14 protein-coding genes and 1 pseudogene are annotated in these 16,876 nt (G+C 69.8%); 10 read left to right on the top strand and 5 right to left on the bottom strand.

Going from position 1 to position 16,876, the window contains the following annotated elements:
* Positions 1-406 precede the first annotated feature (406 nt).
* Positions 407-2,275 (top strand): LamG domain-containing protein, encoded by a 1,869-nt coding sequence (locus tag O7610_RS19115; RefSeq protein ID WP_289211472.1) that lies wholly within the window; start codon positions 407-409, stop codon positions 2,273-2,275.
* A gap of 48 nt (positions 2,276-2,323) precedes the next feature.
* On the opposite strand, the gene O7610_RS19110 is transcribed toward O7610_RS19115, so the two are convergent.
* Entirely contained in the window at positions 2,324-2,809 is a 486-nt protein-coding gene (locus O7610_RS19110) for a MarR family winged helix-turn-helix transcriptional regulator (protein WP_289211471.1), read from the bottom strand.
* A 117-nt stretch (positions 2,810-2,926) separates the two neighbouring features.
* Between O7610_RS19110 and O7610_RS19105 the strand changes: the two genes are divergently transcribed.
* The 3 genes and pseudogenes from O7610_RS19105 to O7610_RS19095 all read left to right on the top strand — a co-directional run bounded on the left by O7610_RS19105 (position 2,927) and on the right by O7610_RS19095 (position 4,448).
* Positions 2,927-3,301 (top strand): DoxX family protein, encoded by a 375-nt coding sequence (locus O7610_RS19105; RefSeq protein WP_282233360.1) that lies wholly within the window; start codon positions 2,927-2,929, stop codon positions 3,299-3,301.
* Between the two features lie 48 nt (positions 3,302-3,349).
* A pseudogene (locus O7610_RS30720) lies at positions 3,350-3,502 on the top strand (oxidoreductase); the annotation flags it as partial.
* Positions 3,503-3,611: 109 nt separating this feature from the next.
* Complete coding sequence (locus O7610_RS19095; RefSeq protein WP_353850275.1) at positions 3,612-4,448, top strand: oxidoreductase; 837 nt, start codon at positions 3,612-3,614, stop codon at positions 4,446-4,448.
* 43 nt (positions 4,449-4,491) lie between these two features.
* Here the strand turns inward: O7610_RS19095 and O7610_RS19090 are convergent, their stop codons facing one another.
* Together O7610_RS19090 and O7610_RS19085 are read right to left on the bottom strand one after the other, a co-directional pair.
* Positions 4,492-5,640, bottom strand: coding sequence for a cellulose binding domain-containing protein (locus tag O7610_RS19090; RefSeq protein ID WP_289211470.1), 1,149 nt, complete (start codon positions 5,638-5,640; stop codon positions 4,492-4,494).
* 591 nt (positions 5,641-6,231) lie between these two features.
* Positions 6,232-6,471, bottom strand: a complete 240-nt coding sequence (locus O7610_RS19085; RefSeq protein WP_289211469.1) for a winged helix-turn-helix domain-containing protein — start codon at positions 6,469-6,471, stop codon at positions 6,232-6,234.
* Between the two features lie 489 nt (positions 6,472-6,960).
* Here O7610_RS19085 and O7610_RS19080 point away from each other — a divergent pair, with 489 nt between their 5' ends.
* Positions 6,961-7,290, top strand: a complete 330-nt coding sequence (locus tag O7610_RS19080; protein ID WP_289211468.1) for a DivIVA domain-containing protein — start codon at positions 6,961-6,963, stop codon at positions 7,288-7,290.
* Entirely contained in the window at positions 7,257-9,086 is a 1,830-nt protein-coding gene (locus tag O7610_RS19075; protein WP_289211467.1) for a DnaJ-like cysteine-rich domain-containing protein, read from the top strand. Before O7610_RS19080 ends, O7610_RS19075 begins: the two co-directional genes overlap by 34 nt.
* 87 nt (positions 9,087-9,173) lie before the next feature.
* Here O7610_RS19075 and ku read toward each other — a convergent pair whose 3' ends face one another.
* The gene (gene ku, locus O7610_RS19070; protein ID WP_289211466.1) at positions 9,174-10,277 is read right to left on the bottom strand and encodes a non-homologous end joining protein Ku; all 1,104 of its coding nucleotides are present in this window, start codon (positions 10,275-10,277) and stop codon (positions 9,174-9,176) included.
* A gap of 148 nt (positions 10,278-10,425) precedes the next feature.
* Here ku and ligD (O7610_RS19065) point away from each other — a divergent pair, with 148 nt between their 5' ends.
* Both ligD (O7610_RS19065) and ligD (O7610_RS19060) read left to right on the top strand, forming a co-directional pair.
* On the top strand, positions 10,426-11,397 hold the full coding sequence (gene ligD, locus O7610_RS19065; protein ID WP_281552018.1) for a non-homologous end-joining DNA ligase: 972 nt from the start codon (positions 10,426-10,428) through the stop codon (positions 11,395-11,397).
* On the top strand, positions 11,387-12,340 hold the full coding sequence (gene ligD, locus O7610_RS19060; protein WP_281552017.1) for a non-homologous end-joining DNA ligase: 954 nt from the start codon (positions 11,387-11,389) through the stop codon (positions 12,338-12,340). Before ligD (O7610_RS19065) ends, ligD (O7610_RS19060) begins: the two co-directional genes overlap by 11 nt.
* On the opposite strand, the gene O7610_RS19055 is transcribed toward ligD (O7610_RS19060), so the two are convergent.
* Positions 12,332-14,002 (bottom strand): DNA repair helicase XPB, encoded by a 1,671-nt coding sequence (locus O7610_RS19055; RefSeq protein WP_289211465.1) that lies wholly within the window; start codon positions 14,000-14,002, stop codon positions 12,332-12,334. The genes ligD (O7610_RS19060) and O7610_RS19055 overlap by 9 nt on opposite strands.
* A gap of 692 nt (positions 14,003-14,694) precedes the next feature.
* Between O7610_RS19055 and O7610_RS19050 the strand changes: the two genes are divergently transcribed.
* Both O7610_RS19050 and O7610_RS19045 read left to right on the top strand, forming a co-directional pair.
* Positions 14,695-16,428 carry a cellulose binding domain-containing protein gene (locus O7610_RS19050; RefSeq protein ID WP_281552015.1) on the top strand — a complete coding sequence of 578 codons (1,734 nt, stop codon included), beginning with the start codon at positions 14,695-14,697 and terminating at the stop codon, positions 16,426-16,428.
* A 181-nt stretch (positions 16,429-16,609) separates the two neighbouring features.
* Complete coding sequence (locus tag O7610_RS19045) at positions 16,610-16,870, top strand: hypothetical protein (protein WP_281552014.1); 261 nt, start codon at positions 16,610-16,612, stop codon at positions 16,868-16,870.
* Positions 16,871-16,876: the final 6 nt, after the last annotated feature.

Here is a 16,876-nt window from a genome sequence, read left to right as displayed (position 1 = left end):
AGTAATTCCGGTGCTCTTGTCGTCCGACCTTGGAGAAGGCTTCGTTGCCTGTCTGTCATTTGTTGTCCGAATGCATCATTCGAGTGAATCATCTGGATTGGAAGTTCCAGGTGGAGAAAGTGAGCTCATTGTTGCTGGTTGAGGTCAGGATGTGGACCTTGGGGTGGTCTGTCTGGTCGCCTTGGTAAGATCGCAGACTGTCGTTGCTACCTCGTCGCGGGATGATTCTATTCGCTTGTGGGTGTTTGGGCTGTCCGTGGAAGTTTGGGTAGTGCGATGGCTCTCGCGCCGCTGTGTGCGGAAGATGCAAGTCGATTAGCTCTGGTGCCATTCATCGACAATGCTCATTGTTGCATGAAAGCATGGTTATCGCGCGTATTCAGTGCCTGGCAAGGGGGAGTAGTAGATGACAGTGGATAATCGTGGATCCGTGCGCGGGCTGCGGCGGGTGGCAGTGCTGATCGCGATGGTGCTCGGGGTACACGCCGTCGCCGCCGCACCGGCGGTGGCCGGACCGGCAGAGCGCGACACGGCGACGTCGAGCAACGTCGTCGCGCCGATCGCGCCGGACATCGACTCGCCGGAGTACCTGCCGCTCGACGCCGACGAACACACCAGCGCCTGCGCCGAGGACAACCAGCACCGTGGGTCGATCGGTGTGTACGGCACCTTCACCTTCCACTCGCCGTCCCCTCAGGTCGTCAAGTACCTGTACGGCTTCAACACCAACCCCTTGCCGGACAACGTCCTTGTGCCCGCGAGCATCGGCGCGCCGGTGTCGCTGCGCTGGATGCCGGTGCAGGACCGGACGACCTCAGTCACCGTGCAGGCGGTCGACGCCGACGGAGGACGTTCGCCGATCGCATACTGCCTTTTCTCCGTACCGACTCGGCTCGCTGCTGGCGAGTGGCCGCTCGACGACGCGGCCGGTGCCACTTCGGCGGCGGACGCGCGCGGCAACCACCCGGCGGCCGCCGGCAGCGGCGTCACGTTCGGCGTTCCCGGGTCGGAGTGCGCAGACCTGGGCGCGCAGTGCCAACTCGGCCGGGCGGCCCGACTCACCGGCGACGCGGCTACCAGCTACCTGGCTACCAGCAGTTCCGGCCTGATCGACACGTCGACCGGGTTCGGTGCCAGCGCCTGGGTGCGGTTGACCGACGACTCGGTCGACCGGGTCGCGGTCAGCCAGGACGGCACCGACGCGCCCGGCTTCACCCTCGGCTTCGACGCGGACAGTGGCCGTTGGGCGTTCGAGATCGCCGCATCGGACTCGCCTTCACCGGCTGTGTGGTCGGTGACCAGCACCGCGCCGGTCATGCTCGGCGAGTGGACCCACCTGGCGGCCGCGTACGACCCGGAGCTGACCACGATGACCCTGTACGTCCACGGCGACGAACAGCCGGTGGCGCTGCGTCAGTCGGTGTGGGCGTCGCAGGGTGCGGTGCAGATCGGTCGCGCGGTCAGCGGCAGCGGCTACACCGAGGGCTGGGCCGGAGACCTCGCCGACGTCGCGGTCTTCGACCGCGTACTGGTGTCGCACGAGGTGCGAGACCTGTCGGCTCGGCCGCCGACCTCGTTCGGCTACTGGCCGCTGGACGAGGCCACCAACGGCAACAGCCCGGAGTACGGCGGCGGTGCGGACCTGCGGTTGCACGGCGATTCGCACCTGTACGCCCCGGATATGGACGAGGACCCGTTCGCTGAGCCGCCGCTGGTAGCTGATGGGCATCTGGTGCTCGACGGCGTCGACGACTGGGCGCAGACCGACGGACCGATCGCGGTTACCGACCGCAGCTTCACCGTCGGCGTACGAGTGCGGCTGGCCGGCCCGACCTGCGGAGACACCGACCAGGCGGTGCTGTCCCAGGCCGGCGTCACCGCCAGTGGCTTCGTCATCCGCTGCAACGCCGCGTCGAATCGCTGGGAGCTGGTCCTGCCACACCAGGACACCACCGACCCGGCGTCGACGGTCATACAGGACAACTTGACGTACCCGGAATGGGATTACTTCGGCCAGCACCTGGCGGTGGTCTACGACTCGGCGCGCCAGGAGGTGAGACTCTACGTCGACGGCTACCTTTCTGCGACCGGCACTGCCGCGTACACGGCCGGCTGGCGGGCGAACGGCGGCCTGCAGGTGGGCCGGGCGTTGCACAACGGGAGCTTCGGCCAGTACCTCACCGGCGTCGTCGACGAGGTCCGGGTGTACGCGGGAGCCGCCGACGCGACGATGATCGCCCGGATGGCTGGAATGGCGGGTGGCCCGATCGGGTGACCGTTCGCTGAGCGCGGCCTTCGTACCGGCGCAGGTCGCGGGCCGCGCTCAGCGCAGGCAGGACTCGTCGGGGTCGATGGTGGTGGTGATGCGTCGGCCGATGTCGCGTAGCTGCCGGCACTGGGCCTTCGTCATCGGGTCGAAGACGAGTCGACGCACCTCGGCGACGTGCCCGGGGGCCGTGGCGACCAGCTTGTCCCAGCCGTCGTCGGTCAGCGTCGCGAGCGTGTAGCGACCGTCGGTCGGGTCCGGCGTACGGCAGACCCAGCCGCGCTTTTCCAGCCGGGTGACGACCTGCGACAGCCGAGACAACGACCCGTCGGCGATCATGGCGAGCCGGCTCATCCGCATGGTGCGCTCGGGCGTCTCGGACAGCGCGGCCATCACCTGGTACTCGAAGTGGCTGATTCCGGCGTCGCGCTGCAACTGCCGGTCGAGGGCGCCCGGCAGCCTCGCCAGTACGCCGACGAGGGCGAACCAGGTCTCCAGTTCCTCCTTGTCGAGCCAGTGCGGCTGCTCGGTCGGGGTGGCCATGTCGTCGAGTCTAGCTTCAAGCGTCAAGTGATCACGAGAGCTGCGTCACTTGACGCTTGAAGTCATCGCGGACTAGCCTCGCTTCAAGCTTAAAGCGATCCGACATCGGAGACAGATATGAACATCGTTCTTTGGGTGCTCGCCGGACTGCTCGCCGCAGCGTTTCTCGGCGCGGGGCTGATGAAGGTCAGCCAGTCGAGGGAGAAGCTTGTCGAGAAGGGGATGGGCTTCGCCGCCGACTTCCCGATGGGTCTGGTGCGGACCATCGGCGCGCTGGAGATCCTTGCCGCGATCGGCCTGATCCTGCCGGCGGTCACCGGGATCGCCCCGGTGTTCGTGCCGCTGGCCGCCCTCGGCCTGGTCGCGATGATGATCGGCGCCGCGATCGTGCACGCCCGGCGCAAGGAGTACCCGGCGATTCTGCCCAACCTGGTCCTCCTGGCGATGGCCGCCGTCGTCGCCTGGGGCCGATTCGGCCCGTACGCCTTCTGACGCCCGTACGCCTTCTGACCATTCACCACCTCCTGGGGAGACCTGACCATGCCTGAGCTGTTCGAGCCGGTGACCATCGGCAAGTGGAACCTGCCCAACCGGGTCTTCATGGCACCCATGACCCGCAACCGGGCGCAGCCCGACGGGGTACCCAACGAGCACGCCGCCACCTACTACCAGCAGCGGGCCACCGCCGGCCTGATCATCACCGAGGGGGTGCAGCCCAGCGCCGTCGGGCAAGGGCTACCCGAACACCCCCGGCCTGCACACACCCGAGCAGGTCGACGGCTGGCGGCGGATCGCCGACGCGGTGCACGCCGCCGACGGGCGGATCGTCGCCCAGCTGATGCACGCCGGCCGGATCGCCCACCCGGACAACAAGCACGGGCAGGAGACCGTCGCGCCGAGCGCCGTCGCCGCCGACGGCACCATGATCACGGCCACCGGTAGGCAGCCGTACCCGACGCCCCGCGCCCTGACCACCGACGAGCTTCCGCAGGTGGTCGACGAGTTCCGGCAGGCGGCGCGGTCGGCCGTCGACGCCGGCCTCGACGGGGTCGAGCTGCACGGCGCCAACGGCTACCTGCTGCACCAGTTCCTCGCCCCGACGACCAACCGGCGCACCGACCGGTACGGCGGATCGCCGGCCGCCCGCTCCCGGTTCGTCGCCGAGACGGTCACCGCCGTCGCCCAGGAGATCGGCCCGGAACGGGTCGGGCTGCGGCTCTCCCCGGCCAACGGCGCCATCGGGCTGGTCGAGGACGATCCGGCCGAGACCGCCGCCACCTACCGGGGGCTGGTCGACGCGATCGCCCCGCTCGGCCTGGCCTTCCTGCACCTGTCGATCGACCCGGCCGATCCGCTGCTCGCGGACCTGTCGGCCCGGTTCGGCGGCCCGGTCGTGGTCAACACCGGGTTCGCGACGGTCACCGACCGGGAAACCGCGCAGACCCTGGTACGCGGCGGGAAAGCGGCGGCCGTCGCGGTCGGTCGGCCGTTCATCGCCAACCCCGACCTGGTACGCCGCTGGCGTGAGCAGGCTCCGCTCAACGAGGTCGACCAGGCGACGGTGTACGGCGGTGACGCCCACGGCTACACCGACTACCCGTCCTTGGACGGTGCCGGCACTCCGGCCAGCGCCGGATAGGCGGCCCGGCGGTACCGCCGGCTCAGCGGGCTGAGCCGTTTCGTCAGTCGGGTGGGCCGACGGTGACCGTTGCTGTGGCCGGCAGACAGGAGCCTGAATCGTCGGCGGTAGCGGTGACCCGGGCGACGGCTCCGGCGCTGCCGGGTGCGGCGGTGATGGTGACCGGGTGTTCCGTGCTGCCGGGCCGGGTGACCGTCGGGGTGACGCTGACTCCGGGGTCGCCGGTCACCGTCAGGTGCAGCGCCGGGGTGGCGGCGCAGACGGTCACGAACGTCATGGTCGCTGAGCCACCGGCCGGCACCTCCACCTGCGACGGACAGGCGATCACCATCAGCGCCGGTGGCGGCGCGGCCTGGCTGAAGGTGATCGTCGCCGAGTCGGCGGTGTCCGCCGGTGAGACGGTGACGACCCGAGCGAAGGCGGTGTGCCGTGGGAAGCCGTCACTGGTGTCGCCGTCGCGCAGCGCCGGGTGGTCGGGTGGAACGTCGATGCCGTACGGGGCCGTCGTGTCGCTGCCGACGAGCTGGTCGTTGATGTGGAACTCGACCCGTTCGATCGTCCCGGTCTTGGTGCTGGCGTCGGCGGTCATCCGGATGGCGCAGACCGACACCAGGTAGCTGTTGTCGACCGGACTGGTCAGCGTCACCTCGGGTGCCGGCCCCGGCCCGGGTTGGTTGCCGTCGCACGGGTCGCCGTTGATGGTGCAGCCCGGATCCTGCGGTCGGTCGCCGGTCCAGGCACCGACGTATCCGATCTCGACCGATCTGCCGGCGGCGATGACGTTGTTCCACGTCGTCGGAGCGGCAGTGAGGGTTTTGCCGTCCAGGGTCCAGTTGGCGTTCCAGCCCTGCTGGACCGTTTCGCCGGCCGGCAGCGTCAGGACCAGTTTCCAGCCGGTGACCGCCGTGGCGCAGGTGTTGGTGATGGTGATGTCGCGGAAGACGCCACCGCTGTCCGGGCCGTTGTTCCAGTAGCTGCTCTCGATTGTCACCGTCAGGCATCCGGCACTGGTGGCGGCCCCGGCGGTCGTGCCGGCCGCGTGTGCCGGGGCGCTGGCCGCCGTCGTACCGCTGGTGGCGAGAAGCACCGCGGCGGCGACGCCGGCCGCGGCCCGCCTCCACGCGGCCCGTCGGCGGCTGCGGGGCACTTCATCGGTACGGTGACGCGTCGGTGGGGTGGACGACAACGACATGGGGGCTGGTCTCCCTTGATCCCAGGAACCCGTGCCGACCTAGCTGGGCCGGCAGGACGGACGGTCCCACAGTTGTCCGCCGGCCCAGGCCACTGTAGGCACCCTCATCGTTGCATCAGTGACTGTCAATATACAACGGGTGTGACGACGCGCTGGGTATGGCCGCCCGGTGCCTGCCCCGAGCGTCGGGAACGTGGCTTACGCGGTATTTGCTCCCAATCTGACGGGACTCCACGTCACTGACCGTCAACGGTGCAGAGTGGTGCCCACTCCGCTTATGTCGAGGTGAGGCTGACGCACGTCAAACCGCGGAATGACGTGCGTCAGCCTCACCTCGACGCGAAGTCCGATGTTGACCGCCCGTCCTGGCATTGGCGGTCACTGAGAGTGAAAGTGAAGCCGGGTAGGTAAGCCTGAGTTGGCCGTGCGGGTCTGACGAGGGCGGCGGTCTTGGTCGTAGTCCGAGCGCGGTGATCGGATGCGCGCCTTCTGACAGGCCGTCGGTATGTCGACTCGATGAAGAGCAGTGGATCATCGCCCGGGGCGATGCCTGGCGGGACGGCAGAGGTTGCCGGTGACCGGGAGAGGGGCCTACGGCTTGCGCATCCACGTCGCCGGATCGGTGATGAAGACACCTTTGCCCTGGTGGCGGTCGATGACCTCGAGCGCTTCGAGGCGCACAAACACCAGGCGGATCGTTGACGGGCTCACGTCGTACTGCTTGCAGAGCTGGGCGATCGACGGCAGCTTGTCGCCGGCCTTGAGCGTGCCGGTGTTGACATCGGCAACGATGGCGTTCGAGATCTTGAAGTAGTCGGGCAAAACAGGCATGGCGCTCCCTCGCGTGGCACCTCCATTCGACCACGTCACTTATGTGTGGAGCAAGGTTTAGGTAGCTTCCACGCGGAGGTTGACATCGGCGACATCCGCACATAAGTTCATCGCTACGAGCGCTCCCTCGCGTGGCAACGATGGGGTGTTCGTGCACTGGTCGGGGCGGGGTGGTGGCGCGCGGCCTGCCCGTCCCGACCGCCCTACCCGAGCAAATCCCCGCGAAACCCGTAAACCCGTGAGCAGCGGAGATCCAGAATGAGCCGCTCCGGGGTCGTACTCGCCGAACGAGGCTGCGACCGCCGGAGCTGGGGCGACCCGTCGGCTGCGAGTCCTCCCGCTTCGGCCTTCCCGGCCGGCGGGTCGCCCCGTCCAAGCACACAGATACGCAGCACCAGCACCGGGAGCAGATCAGGCACAGCAACAGCGCGGCATCGCGTCGGCGGCACCAGCTGCCGGCGTACTCCTGACCGAAGGGGAACCCCGACGATGCGCAACCTTCTCCACCGGATCTTCAACCGACCAGGCCGGCGAGCAAACTCGGTGGTCGAGCCACCGCAGCACCGGCGGCCCCGCAACGCCGGAGTGTTCCGCCGGCCGCCGCTGCGGCCCCGGATCCACCCCGGCCAGGTCCGCGACCGCCGGTTCCGCGAAGTGCGGCGCGGCCTCGACCCTGCCGAGGTGTACGCCTTCCTGCACTACGTCGCCGAGGACCTGACCGTCCTGCGGGACGACCTGCGGCGCACCGACGACGAGAACCTGCGGATCAAGCGGGCGCTGCGCGAATGGCAGTCCGCCCAGACCCGGACGTACGCATGACCGCCGGGCCGCGTACCCAACTGGTGCTGACCGTCGCGAACCTGGACACCGGCGCGGTCGCCTCCACCAGCGTGATGCCCGGCGACATCGAGCCGGAGCCGGCACCGCACGGCGGCTGGGAGATACCACTGTGGCCGGTGCGTGACGAGCTGGCGGCGCAGGTCAAGGTCGACCGGTCGACGCTGCGTGACCTGCGCTATCTGGACCACACCGCTGCTCTGGGAGCCAATGCGGTGCTGACCCTGCCGTCGACCTGGCGGCCGGACCTGCCGGACGCCGAGCGGGCCGCCGGGCTCGCGGCGGCGCACGCCGGTCCCGGCCACCCCGCCTGGTCGATCCACTTCGGGCGTACCGTGGCTGAGCAGCCGGTCAGCGCCGACGAGTCGTTGGGCCGGCTGTGCGCGCTGGCCGACCTGCTCTGCCTCGACCTGGTCCTCGAGGCCCGGTGGGGGGTGTTCGCGGCCGATCTCAACTGGGACATCAGGTTCGAGACGCCCGGCGCGGCCGTGCCCCGTGACCAGCGCGGGTACGCCGCGAGTCTGCCCGCTGCCGTCGACGGTACCGCCGTGGCGGACGCGTTGGCCGGGCTGGCCGAACGGTCGTTGACCGCACCGGCGCACTTCCTGCTGCCGGCGTTGCGGTCGGCGGCGCCGCCCGACGAAATCGACGTCGAACGGCTGGAGCGCCGCATCGTCCAGGACTGCGGTACGCCGCCGCCGGTCCCGGCCGGCGCGGGGGAGTGGACCGCCGGGGCGCAGGCCATCTGGCGGGACCGCCGCTGGCGGCACACGTCGCTGTGCCGGATCCCGGGCCCTCGGCCGGCGATCCCCGAACGGGCACCGGTGCTGCGCCGGACCTGGCAGCCGCCGCTGCCGCCGTGGCTCGGCGAGCCGATCCCGAGTGTGCCGTGCCCGGACTGTCACGCCACCGGCTGGCGGCACCCGGTGCTGACCTGCCGGCGGTGCGGTGGCCACGGCCGGCAGTTCGACGCTGCCGTCGTCACCGTCACCAATCTTCGGGACCGGGCGACGCACGTCGAATGGCGGCCGAGCCGCACCACCGGTCCAGCGGCCGGTGCGTCCGTCATCGCATCGGGTGGGCTGCCGGTGGTGCGGCTGCCGGAACGGTTCCGGCTGGGCCGGCTGGCCGGGGTGTTCGGCGTACGGCCGGTGGACCTGCTCGACCTGACCGGCGAGCGGGTGGTCCCGCAGGAGCTGCGCGACGGGGTGGTGCCGGTGCTCGGCGACGGGCCGGACCCGATCCGGCGGTACCTGCGGGCTGCCGCCGCCGGTCGACCCGGTGCCCGCCTGCTGGTGCACGCCACCGACTGGGCCGAACTGCCGGCGTTCGACGCGTTCGCCGCGCTGGTGGTCGGGCTCGGTCTGGCGCTGCGGGTGACCGCGCGGGACATGCGGCCGTACGTTGACGATCCGATGGTGGTGCACGACCTGCTCTGGGGCGTCGAGGCGTTGCCGGTGACCAGCACTGCGGCCGGCGGGACGAACCCGGCCGGTGGAAAGGGGCAGGTGGATGAGCTGGAGCCGGTGGACGAGCCGTTGAGCCGTAGCGTGCCGCAGGCGATCGGCTGCTGCCTGCGCTACCTGGAGCTGGCGGTGGTCGAGTCGCTGCCGGCCGACCCGGCGCGGCCGATCCCGGTGCCGCAGCAGCTGGCGCCGCCGGTCGTGCCGGACATCGTCGGGCAGCTCACCGAGCTGGCCGCCGCGCACGCCGGGCAGGTGGTGGCCGCGCATCTGGACCAGGCCGGCTGCCGATTCTGGGTCGCCCCGAGCCGCTGACGCTTGATGCCACAGGTGCATCAAGATGCACCTGTGGCATCAAGCTGAAACTCGTATCTGCCCCGGGGAGGGTCCGGAGTGGGCGGTTCAGGCGGATTTGCGGTCAGCGGTCTTCTTCGCGGCGGTCTTGCGGGCACCTGACTTCTGCGTACCGCCGGTCTTCTGACCGGTGCTCTTCGCGGCGGCCTTGCGGGCGTCGGTCTTCTTCTCCGGCTGGGCCTTCTTGGCGGTGGTCTTCTTCTGGTCGGCGGCCGCCGACTTTTTCGCCGGAGCCGTCCTCCTGGCTGGGGCCGCCTTCTTCGCCGCCGGCGCGGCGGCGGCCTTGGCCGACTTGGCGGAGGTGATCGGGGTCGGCTCGGCGGGCTCCCGGTCCTTGCCAGCAGCCTCGTCCGAAGCTTCGCCAGCGGCTTCCCCGCGCGCCACCCGGGCCCGTTCGACCGAGGCGCGCAGTGCGGCCATCAGGTCGACCGCGGCGGCCGGTGCCTCCTCTTCCTCCTCCGGGGCGACGATCTCCCGGCCCTCCACCTTGGCGTCGATGACCTCCTGCAGTGCCGCCCGGTAGTCGTCGGTGTACTCGTCCGGAGCGAACTCGCCGGCCATCGAGTCGATCAGCGAGGCGGCCATCGCCAGCTCCGGCGGGCGGACCTGGATGTCGTCGTCGAGGAAGCCGAACGACGCCTGCCGGATCTCGTCCGGCCAGAGCATCGTGTTGAGCACCAGCACGTTGTCGCGTACCCGCAGGGTGGCGAGCTGCTCGCGTTGCCGGATCGCGACCTTGACGATCGCCACCCGGTCAGAGTCGGCCAGGGCATCGCGCAGCAGCACGTACGGCTTGGTCGCGGTGCCTTCCGGCTCCAGGTAGTAGGCCTTGTTGTAGAGCATCGGGTCGACCTGGTCGGCCGGCACGAACTCCAGTACGTCGATCGCCCGGGAGGTGCTCAACGGCAGGTCGGCGAAGTCCTCGTCGGTGAGGATCACCATCTCGCCGCCGCCGAGGTCGTAGCCCTTGGCGATGTCGTCGTAGCTGACCTCCTCGCCGTCGACCGAGCAGACCCGCTTGTACCGGATGCGTCCGCCGTCCTCCCGGTGCACCTGGTGGAACCGGATGTCCTTCTCCTCGGTGGCGGAGTACAGGCGTACCCCGATCGACACGAGGCCGAACGACACCGCGCCCTTCCAGATCGCGCGCATGGCTGATCCCCTTCGCCACCACCGGCGGCCGCCGACCTGTCCCGCCCTTCCCCAAGGTCAAGATCGCCAGGTCGGCCCGGTGTTGATCCAGGATCGCATCCGACAGAACTGAGCGCGACCACTTCGTTGCTGGTTTTACAGTGGCAGGGTGCCGGGTGGACCGCTGCGGCCGATGCTCGCGACGACCGGGGAGCTGCCCACAGGCCCCGGCTGGTGGTACGAGTTCAAATGGGACGGCGTGCGCGCTTTGGCCGATATATCCGGCGGGGGGCAGCGGCTGTACGCCCGGTCCGGTGCTGAGATCACCATCGCCTACCCGGAGCTGTCCGGGCTGCCCCGCGCCCTGGACGACGCCCTGCTCGACGGGGAGATGGTGCTGCTCGACGCCGCCGGCCGGCCGTCGTTCACCCTGCTCGCCGAACGGATGCACGTACGGGACCCGGGGCGGGCGGCCCGACTGGCCGCCGGTGCGCCGGCCACGTACATGATCTTCGACCTGCTGCGGCTGCGCGGTGCCGACCTGACCGGCTGGCCGTACCACGACCGGCGGCACGCCCTCGAAGCGCTCGGGCTGGCCGGGCCGGCGTGGGCGGTGCCGCCCAGCTTCACCGACGGGCCGGCGACCCGGGCCGCCGCCGCCGAGCACGGGCTGGAGGGGGTGGTCGCCAAGCGGCGCGACGCGATCTACCGGCCGGGTGCCCGCAGCCCCGACTGGGTCAAGGTCAAGATCGAGCTGACCCGGGACTTCGTCGTCGGTGGCTGGCGTCCCGGGGCCCGCCGGATCGGTGGGCTGCTGGTCGGCGTACCGGTGCGGGACGCGGCCGGCGTGGCGACCGGCGCACTGCGGCTCACCGGCCGGGTCGGCGGCGGGATCGGCTCGGCTGCCGAGCGGGCCCTGCTGGCCGCGTTGGAGCCGCTGCGCACCGACATGTCGCCGTTCGACGCTGCGCTGCCCCGGGAGGACGCCCGCGGTGCGATCTGGGTACGCCCAGAGGTGGTGATCGAAGTACGGTACGGCCAGCAGACCCCGGACGGGCGGCTGCGGTTCCCCCGGTTCCTGCGGATCCGCCCGGACGTGCCGGCCACCGACGTCACCGAGGAGGACGCCGATGCGGGCTGACCGCGGTCTCGGCGCGGGCGAGCGCCGGATCCGGGTGGACGTCACCGGCCGGTCGCTGGAGCTGTCCAACCTGGACAAGGTGCTGTACCCGGCGGCCGGGTTCACCAAGGGCGAGGTGATCGACTACTACACCCGGGTCTCCGGTGCGCTGCTGCCGCACCTCGCCGACCGGGCGCTCACCCGGATCCGCTACCCGAACGGCGTCGACGGCCAGTTCTTCTTCGAGAAGAACGCCCCGGCCAGCACCCCGGACTGGGTGCGTACCGAGCGGCTGCCGACGCCCGGGTCGTCACGGGGCCGCGACGAGCTCGACTTCGTGGTCGCCGACGACCTGCCCACCCTGGTCTGGCTGGCCAATCTGGCCGCGTTGGAGCTGCACACCCCGCAGTGGCGGGTCGGCGCAGACCCGGACCTGCTGGTCGTCGACCTCGACCCGGGAGCACCCGCCGGGATCGAGGAGTGCTGCGCGGTCGCGGTGCTGATCCGCGACCGGTTCGCCGACGACGGCATCGCCTGCTTCCCGAAGACCTCCGGCCGCAAGGGCATGCAGCTCGGCGCGCCGGTGTCGGCCGGGCAGCCGGCCGACGTCGTCTCCGGCTACGTGAAGCGGGTCGCCGAGGAGCTGGAACGCCGCGCACCGAAGACGATCACGTCGAAGATGGCCAAGCGGCTGCGCCCCGGCCGGGTCTTCATCGACTGGAGTCAGAACCACGCGGCGAAGACGACGGTGGCGCCGTACTCGCTGCGGGCCGGCCCGGTGCCGGCCGCCTCCGCGCCGCTGACCTGGCCGGAGGTGGAGGCCGCGGCGGCCGGCGAGCCGGGCGTCGTCCGCCAGTTCACCGCCGCCGAGGTGCTGGACCGGCTCGCCGAGTACGGCGACCTGCTCGCCGACCTGCTGACCGTCGGGCCGCCGGTCCCGGACCGCCGACAAGGGTCAGGGTAGGGCCGGGCCGAGGACGTCGTCGGCGTCGACGATCGTGTACGCGTACCCCTGCTCGGCGAGGAACCGCTGCCGGTGCGCGGCGTACTCGGTGTCGATGGTGTCCCGGGAGACCACGGTGTAGAAGTGCGCCTGCCGGCCGTCGGCCTTGGGTCGCAGCACCCGGCCGAGCCGTTGTGCCTCCTCCTGCCGGGAGCCGAACGTGCCGGACACCTGGATCGCCACCGCCGCCTCCGGCAGGTCGATGGAGAAGTTCCCGACCTTGGAGATGATCAGCGTGGGGATCTCACCGTGGCGGAACGCGTCGAACAGCCGTTCCCGCTCCTTGTTGGTGGTGGAGCCCTGCACGATCGGCGCGCCCAGGAACTCGCCGAGCTGGTGCAACTGGTCGATGTACGCCCCGATGACCAGCACCTGGTCACCGTGGTGCCGGTCGACCAGCGCCTTGACCACCGGCAGCTTGGTACGCGCGGTGGCCGCCGCCCGGTACCGCTCCTCGGTTTCGGTGACCGCGTACCCCATCCGTTCCGCGTCGGTGAGGGTGACCCGGACCTCGACGCATTCGGCCGGGGCGATCCAGCCCTGCGCCTCAATGTCCTTCCACGGCGCGTCGTAGCGTTTCGGCCCGATCAGTGAGAAGACGTCGCCTTCCCGGCCGTCCTCGCGGACCAGGGTGGCGGTCAGGCCGAGCCGGCGGCGGGCCTGCAGATCGGCGGTGAACCGGAAGATCGGCGCCGGCAGCAGATGCACCTCGTCGTAGATCACCAGGCCCCAGTCGCGGGCGTTGAACAGGTCGAGGTGGGTGAAGGCGCCCTTACGGCGCGAGGTCAGCACCTGGTACGTGGCGATGGTGACCGGGCGAATCTCCTTGCGCTCGCCGGAGTACTCGCCGATCTCGTCGGCGGTCAGCGAGGTGCGGGCGACCAGCTCCCGCTTCCACTGCCGGCCGGCGACCGTGTTGGTGACCAGGATCAGGGTGGTCGCCTTGGCCTGGGCCATCGCGGCCGCGCCGACCAGCGTCTTGCCGGCGCCGCAGGGCAGAACCACCACTCCGGAGCCGCCGGCCCAGAACTGCTCGACCGCCTCCTGCTGGTAGGAGCGCAGCGACCAGCCGGGACGCCCGTCGGCGCCGGCGGTGTCCAGCTCGATCAGGTGCGCCTCGCCGTCGACGTAGCCGGCCAGGTCCTCGGCCGGCCAGCCGAGCTTGAGCAGGCCCTGCTTGAGCCGGCCCCGCTCGGACGGGTGCACCGCCACCGTGTCGTCGTCGATCTTGTCGCCGAACATGCCGGCGAGCTTCTTGCTCTTGGTCACCTCGGTCAGTACGGCCCGGTCGGTGGTCCGCAGCACCAGCCCGTACGCGGGGTCGTTGGCCAGCTGCAGCCGGCCGTACCGGTCCATGGTGTCGGCGACGTCGACCAGCAGCGCGTGCGGCACCGGGTAGCGGGAGTACTTCAGCAGCGCGTCGACGACGCTCTCGGCGTCGTGCCCGGCGGCGCGGGCGTTCCACAAACCGAGCGGGGTGAGCCGGTACGTGTGAACGTGCTCGGGCGAGCGCTCCAGCTCGGCGAACGGGGCGATCGCCATCCGGCACGCGGTGGCGTCCGGGTGGTCGATCTCAAGCAGCAAGGTCTTGTCTGACTGGACGATAAGTGGTCCGTTGTTCACTGTCGGTATCCCCCTTCTGGCCGACCCACCAGTCTTGCACGTGATCGTCCGACGTTGGGCGGCTCCGGTGACCGACGCCACTGTCGGAGTGACGATCATTGCGTACCCCGCGAGTATCGCCACCTCCGCTGCTCTGCGGTCGGATCCTTGCCGATTGCAGCAGGTGTCGTCGAAACGATTTGAGCAAACCTTCAATCAGTACTCCTCTATGTCTTGAGCGTGTCAGGCCCAGCACCTATGCTCCATGCTGTGGGGCTGAGGGCATGCCTCACCTGCATCCACCGGCCTTGTCGGGAGTCGGCCGGGGATGGCCGTCGGCAACATCTGTGCCGTCCGAGCCGGGCCTCGGGCGTCGAGCGCTGCGGGCCGGTCTCGTCCACCTCGGTCTAGCGTTCCGGGTCACGCCGCACGACGGTGCCGAGTGCCTCTCCGTCCCTACTGGCCACCCGCTGACAGCTTGCTCGCGAGTTGTCCGGCGCCATCTGCGCCGGTACCCGTAAACCGTCAGCTCTGGTCACGAATGCAGGAGAGGAAGGAAACGATGACCGGGCAGAAGCGTACGTGCGCGGTCAGTCGAGACCGCTGTGCCGGTGAGGACCGTCCTGCCGCACCGGCCCAGCTGAACCAGCACATCTCGGCAGGGATCCCGGCCAGCCCACTGCGGATGGTCACCCAGTAGATCAGGGGAAGTAATGAGAAAGTGGAGAATCAACGCGGCCGTTGGGTCCGTCGGGGCTGTGCTGCTCGCCTCGGCCGCGGTGGCCGCCGCGACCCCGGCCGCCGCGGCCGCCGGATGCTCGGTCAACTACGCGGTGTCGTCGCAGTGGCCGGGTGGGTTCGGTGCCAGCGTGACCATCACCAACCTCGGTGACCCACTCGCTAGCTGGAGCCTCACCTGGTCATTCGGTGCAGGCCAGACGGTTACGCAGGCATGGAACACGACGTTGACCCAGAGCGGTGCGGCGGTGACCGCCAGAAATGTCAGCTACAACGGCACCATCCCGACAAACGGTACGACCTCGTTCGGCTTCAACGGGTCGTGGAACGGCAGCAACCCCGCTCCCACCAGCTTCGCGCTGAACGGAGTGGCCTGCACCGGCGGTACGGTGCCCACCTCCGCACCTCCCACCACCGCGCCGCCGCCGACCACCGCGCCTCCCACCACCGCACCGCCGACCACGCGGCCGCCGACCGGGCCGGCTGACATCACGGTGAACAGCTCCACCAGATACCAGACCGTCGACGGTTTCGGGGCCGCCACCTGGATCTGGGGCAGCAGCACGTGGTCGACGGCCGAGACCCAGACCCTGGTCGGACTGGGCCCCGATCAGATGGGACTGTCGATCATCCGGACCGGCATCTCACCTGAGTCCGGCGAATGGTCGAACCAGGTCAACGCCCTGCGCACGGCGAAGTCGTACGGCTCCGACGTGAAAATCCTCGCCTCGCCCTGGACGGCGCCAGCGGCGTGGAAGACCAACAACAGCCGGATCAACGGCGGCAAGCTGCGCACCGACTACTACGACGACTACGCCAACCATCTGAACAGCTATGTCCAGTACATGCGCAACCAGGGGGTGACGGTCGACGTCACCTCCGTGCAGAACGAGCCGGACTGGCACCCCAGCTACGATTCGATGGACTGGAACGGGACCGAGCTGCGCAACTTCGTCCGCGACCACGGGTGGCGGGTGCAGAACACCGAGCTGATGGTCGCCGAGGCGGTCAACATGAACTACAGCTACACCGATCCGACCCTCAACGACGCAGGCGCGCGCAACAACATCGGCTACATCGGCGGGCACCTGTACGGCCTAGAGTCCCAGGGTCGACTGAAGCCGTACAACCTGGCCAACCAACACGGTAAGCCGGTGTGGATGACCGAGTGGAACCATCACGAGGCCGACGGCAGCGGCTCCAACATCTGGGGCGACCCGAGTAACCTGGCCGTCTGGGACGAGACGCTCGACGACATCATGCGTACCGTTCACCGGATCATGGAGGCCAACTGGGCCGCCTACATCTGGTGGTACGGCAAGCGGTTCTACTCCTTTATCGGTGACGGTGATGCGACCTACGGCACCACGGCGGGAGCGCCGCTCAAGCGCGGGTACGCGTTTTCGCAGTACGCCAAGTACGTGCGCCCCGGCTACCAGCGGGTCGCCCTGACGAAGAGCTCCAAGGCGTCACCGCTGGAGGTGACCGCCTACACCGGGGACGGTAAGACCACCCTGGTCATCCTCAACCGGTCGAACAGCGCGGTGAGCGGCGCGGTGGTTCAGGCCCCGCAGAACGTGACGCGGGCCGAACACTACCTCACCTCGCGGTACTCCAACGCGGCCAGCCAGTCCGTCGGGGTGAACGGCCAGCAGGTCACCGTCAACGTGGGCGCACGCAGCATCTCCACCGTCGTACTCACCCATTGAGGGCAGCGGGTGCCGGTGCGGGTCCCCTCCCGCACCGGCACCCCGACCCCGACGGTGCCGGCCGGTGCCAAGCACGTCTGCAGGCACCGGACACGTCGGCCGGTGCCGGTTGCTGTCCGATCCGGCCCCGACCTGCCAGTCTGGAGACAGTGAAGGGCAGCGATCGGGCCGGGAGGCGGTCATGGCGGTCAACGACAGTGCGGATCGACCAGGGTCGACCGACCGGGGCTACCCGGTGTCGGTCTCGCGGGCCACGTTGTTCTGGTACGCGTTCGCGTCGACCCTGCTCGTCGGCTGGTTCCTGTTCGGCTGGCTGGTGTTGCGTCAGGGCTTCGTCGACTCGGTGGGTGAGGCACTCGGCACCGGATCCGCGCTGCTGCTCACGGTGTCGGTGATTGAGGCGGCTCGCCGGCACCGGCACGACGGCCGGCCCACGGGCTGACGGCTC

It is taken from the genome of Solwaraspora sp. WMMA2065 (genome assembly GCF_030345075.1).
Taxonomy (GTDB): Bacteria; Actinomycetota; Actinomycetes; order Mycobacteriales; family Micromonosporaceae; genus Micromonospora_E.
The sequence above is the reverse complement of the archived record's forward strand: the minus strand, read 5'-3'. Positions and strand labels throughout refer to the sequence as shown.

Excerpts from the sequence above, each read along its gene's own strand:
- O7610_RS19115 (WP_289211472.1), top strand. The coding sequence starts at position 407 with ATGACAGTGGATAATCGTGGATCCGTGCGCGGGCTGCGGCGGGTGGCA.
- O7610_RS19110 (WP_289211471.1), bottom strand. The coding sequence starts at position 2,809 with ATGGCCACCCCGACCGAGCAGCCGCACTGGCTCGACAAGGAGGAACTG.
- O7610_RS19105 (WP_282233360.1), top strand. The coding sequence starts at position 2,927 with ATGAACATCGTTCTTTGGGTGCTCGCCGGACTGCTCGCCGCAGCGTTT.
- O7610_RS19090 (WP_289211470.1), bottom strand. The coding sequence starts at position 5,640 with ATGTCGTTGTCGTCCACCCCACCGACGCGTCACCGTACCGATGAAGTG.
- O7610_RS19085 (WP_289211469.1), bottom strand. The coding sequence starts at position 6,471 with ATGCCTGTTTTGCCCGACTACTTCAAGATCTCGAACGCCATCGTTGCC.
- O7610_RS19080 (WP_289211468.1), top strand. The coding sequence starts at position 6,961 with ATGCGCAACCTTCTCCACCGGATCTTCAACCGACCAGGCCGGCGAGCA.
- O7610_RS19075 (WP_289211467.1), top strand. The coding sequence starts at position 7,257 with ATGGCAGTCCGCCCAGACCCGGACGTACGCATGACCGCCGGGCCGCGT.
- ku (WP_289211466.1), bottom strand. The coding sequence starts at position 10,277 with ATGCGCGCGATCTGGAAGGGCGCGGTGTCGTTCGGCCTCGTGTCGATC.
- ligD (WP_281552017.1), top strand. The coding sequence starts at position 11,387 with ATGCGGGCTGACCGCGGTCTCGGCGCGGGCGAGCGCCGGATCCGGGTG.
- O7610_RS19050 (WP_281552015.1), top strand. The coding sequence starts at position 14,695 with ATGAGAAAGTGGAGAATCAACGCGGCCGTTGGGTCCGTCGGGGCTGTG.
- O7610_RS19045 (WP_281552014.1), top strand. The coding sequence starts at position 16,610 with ATGGCGGTCAACGACAGTGCGGATCGACCAGGGTCGACCGACCGGGGC.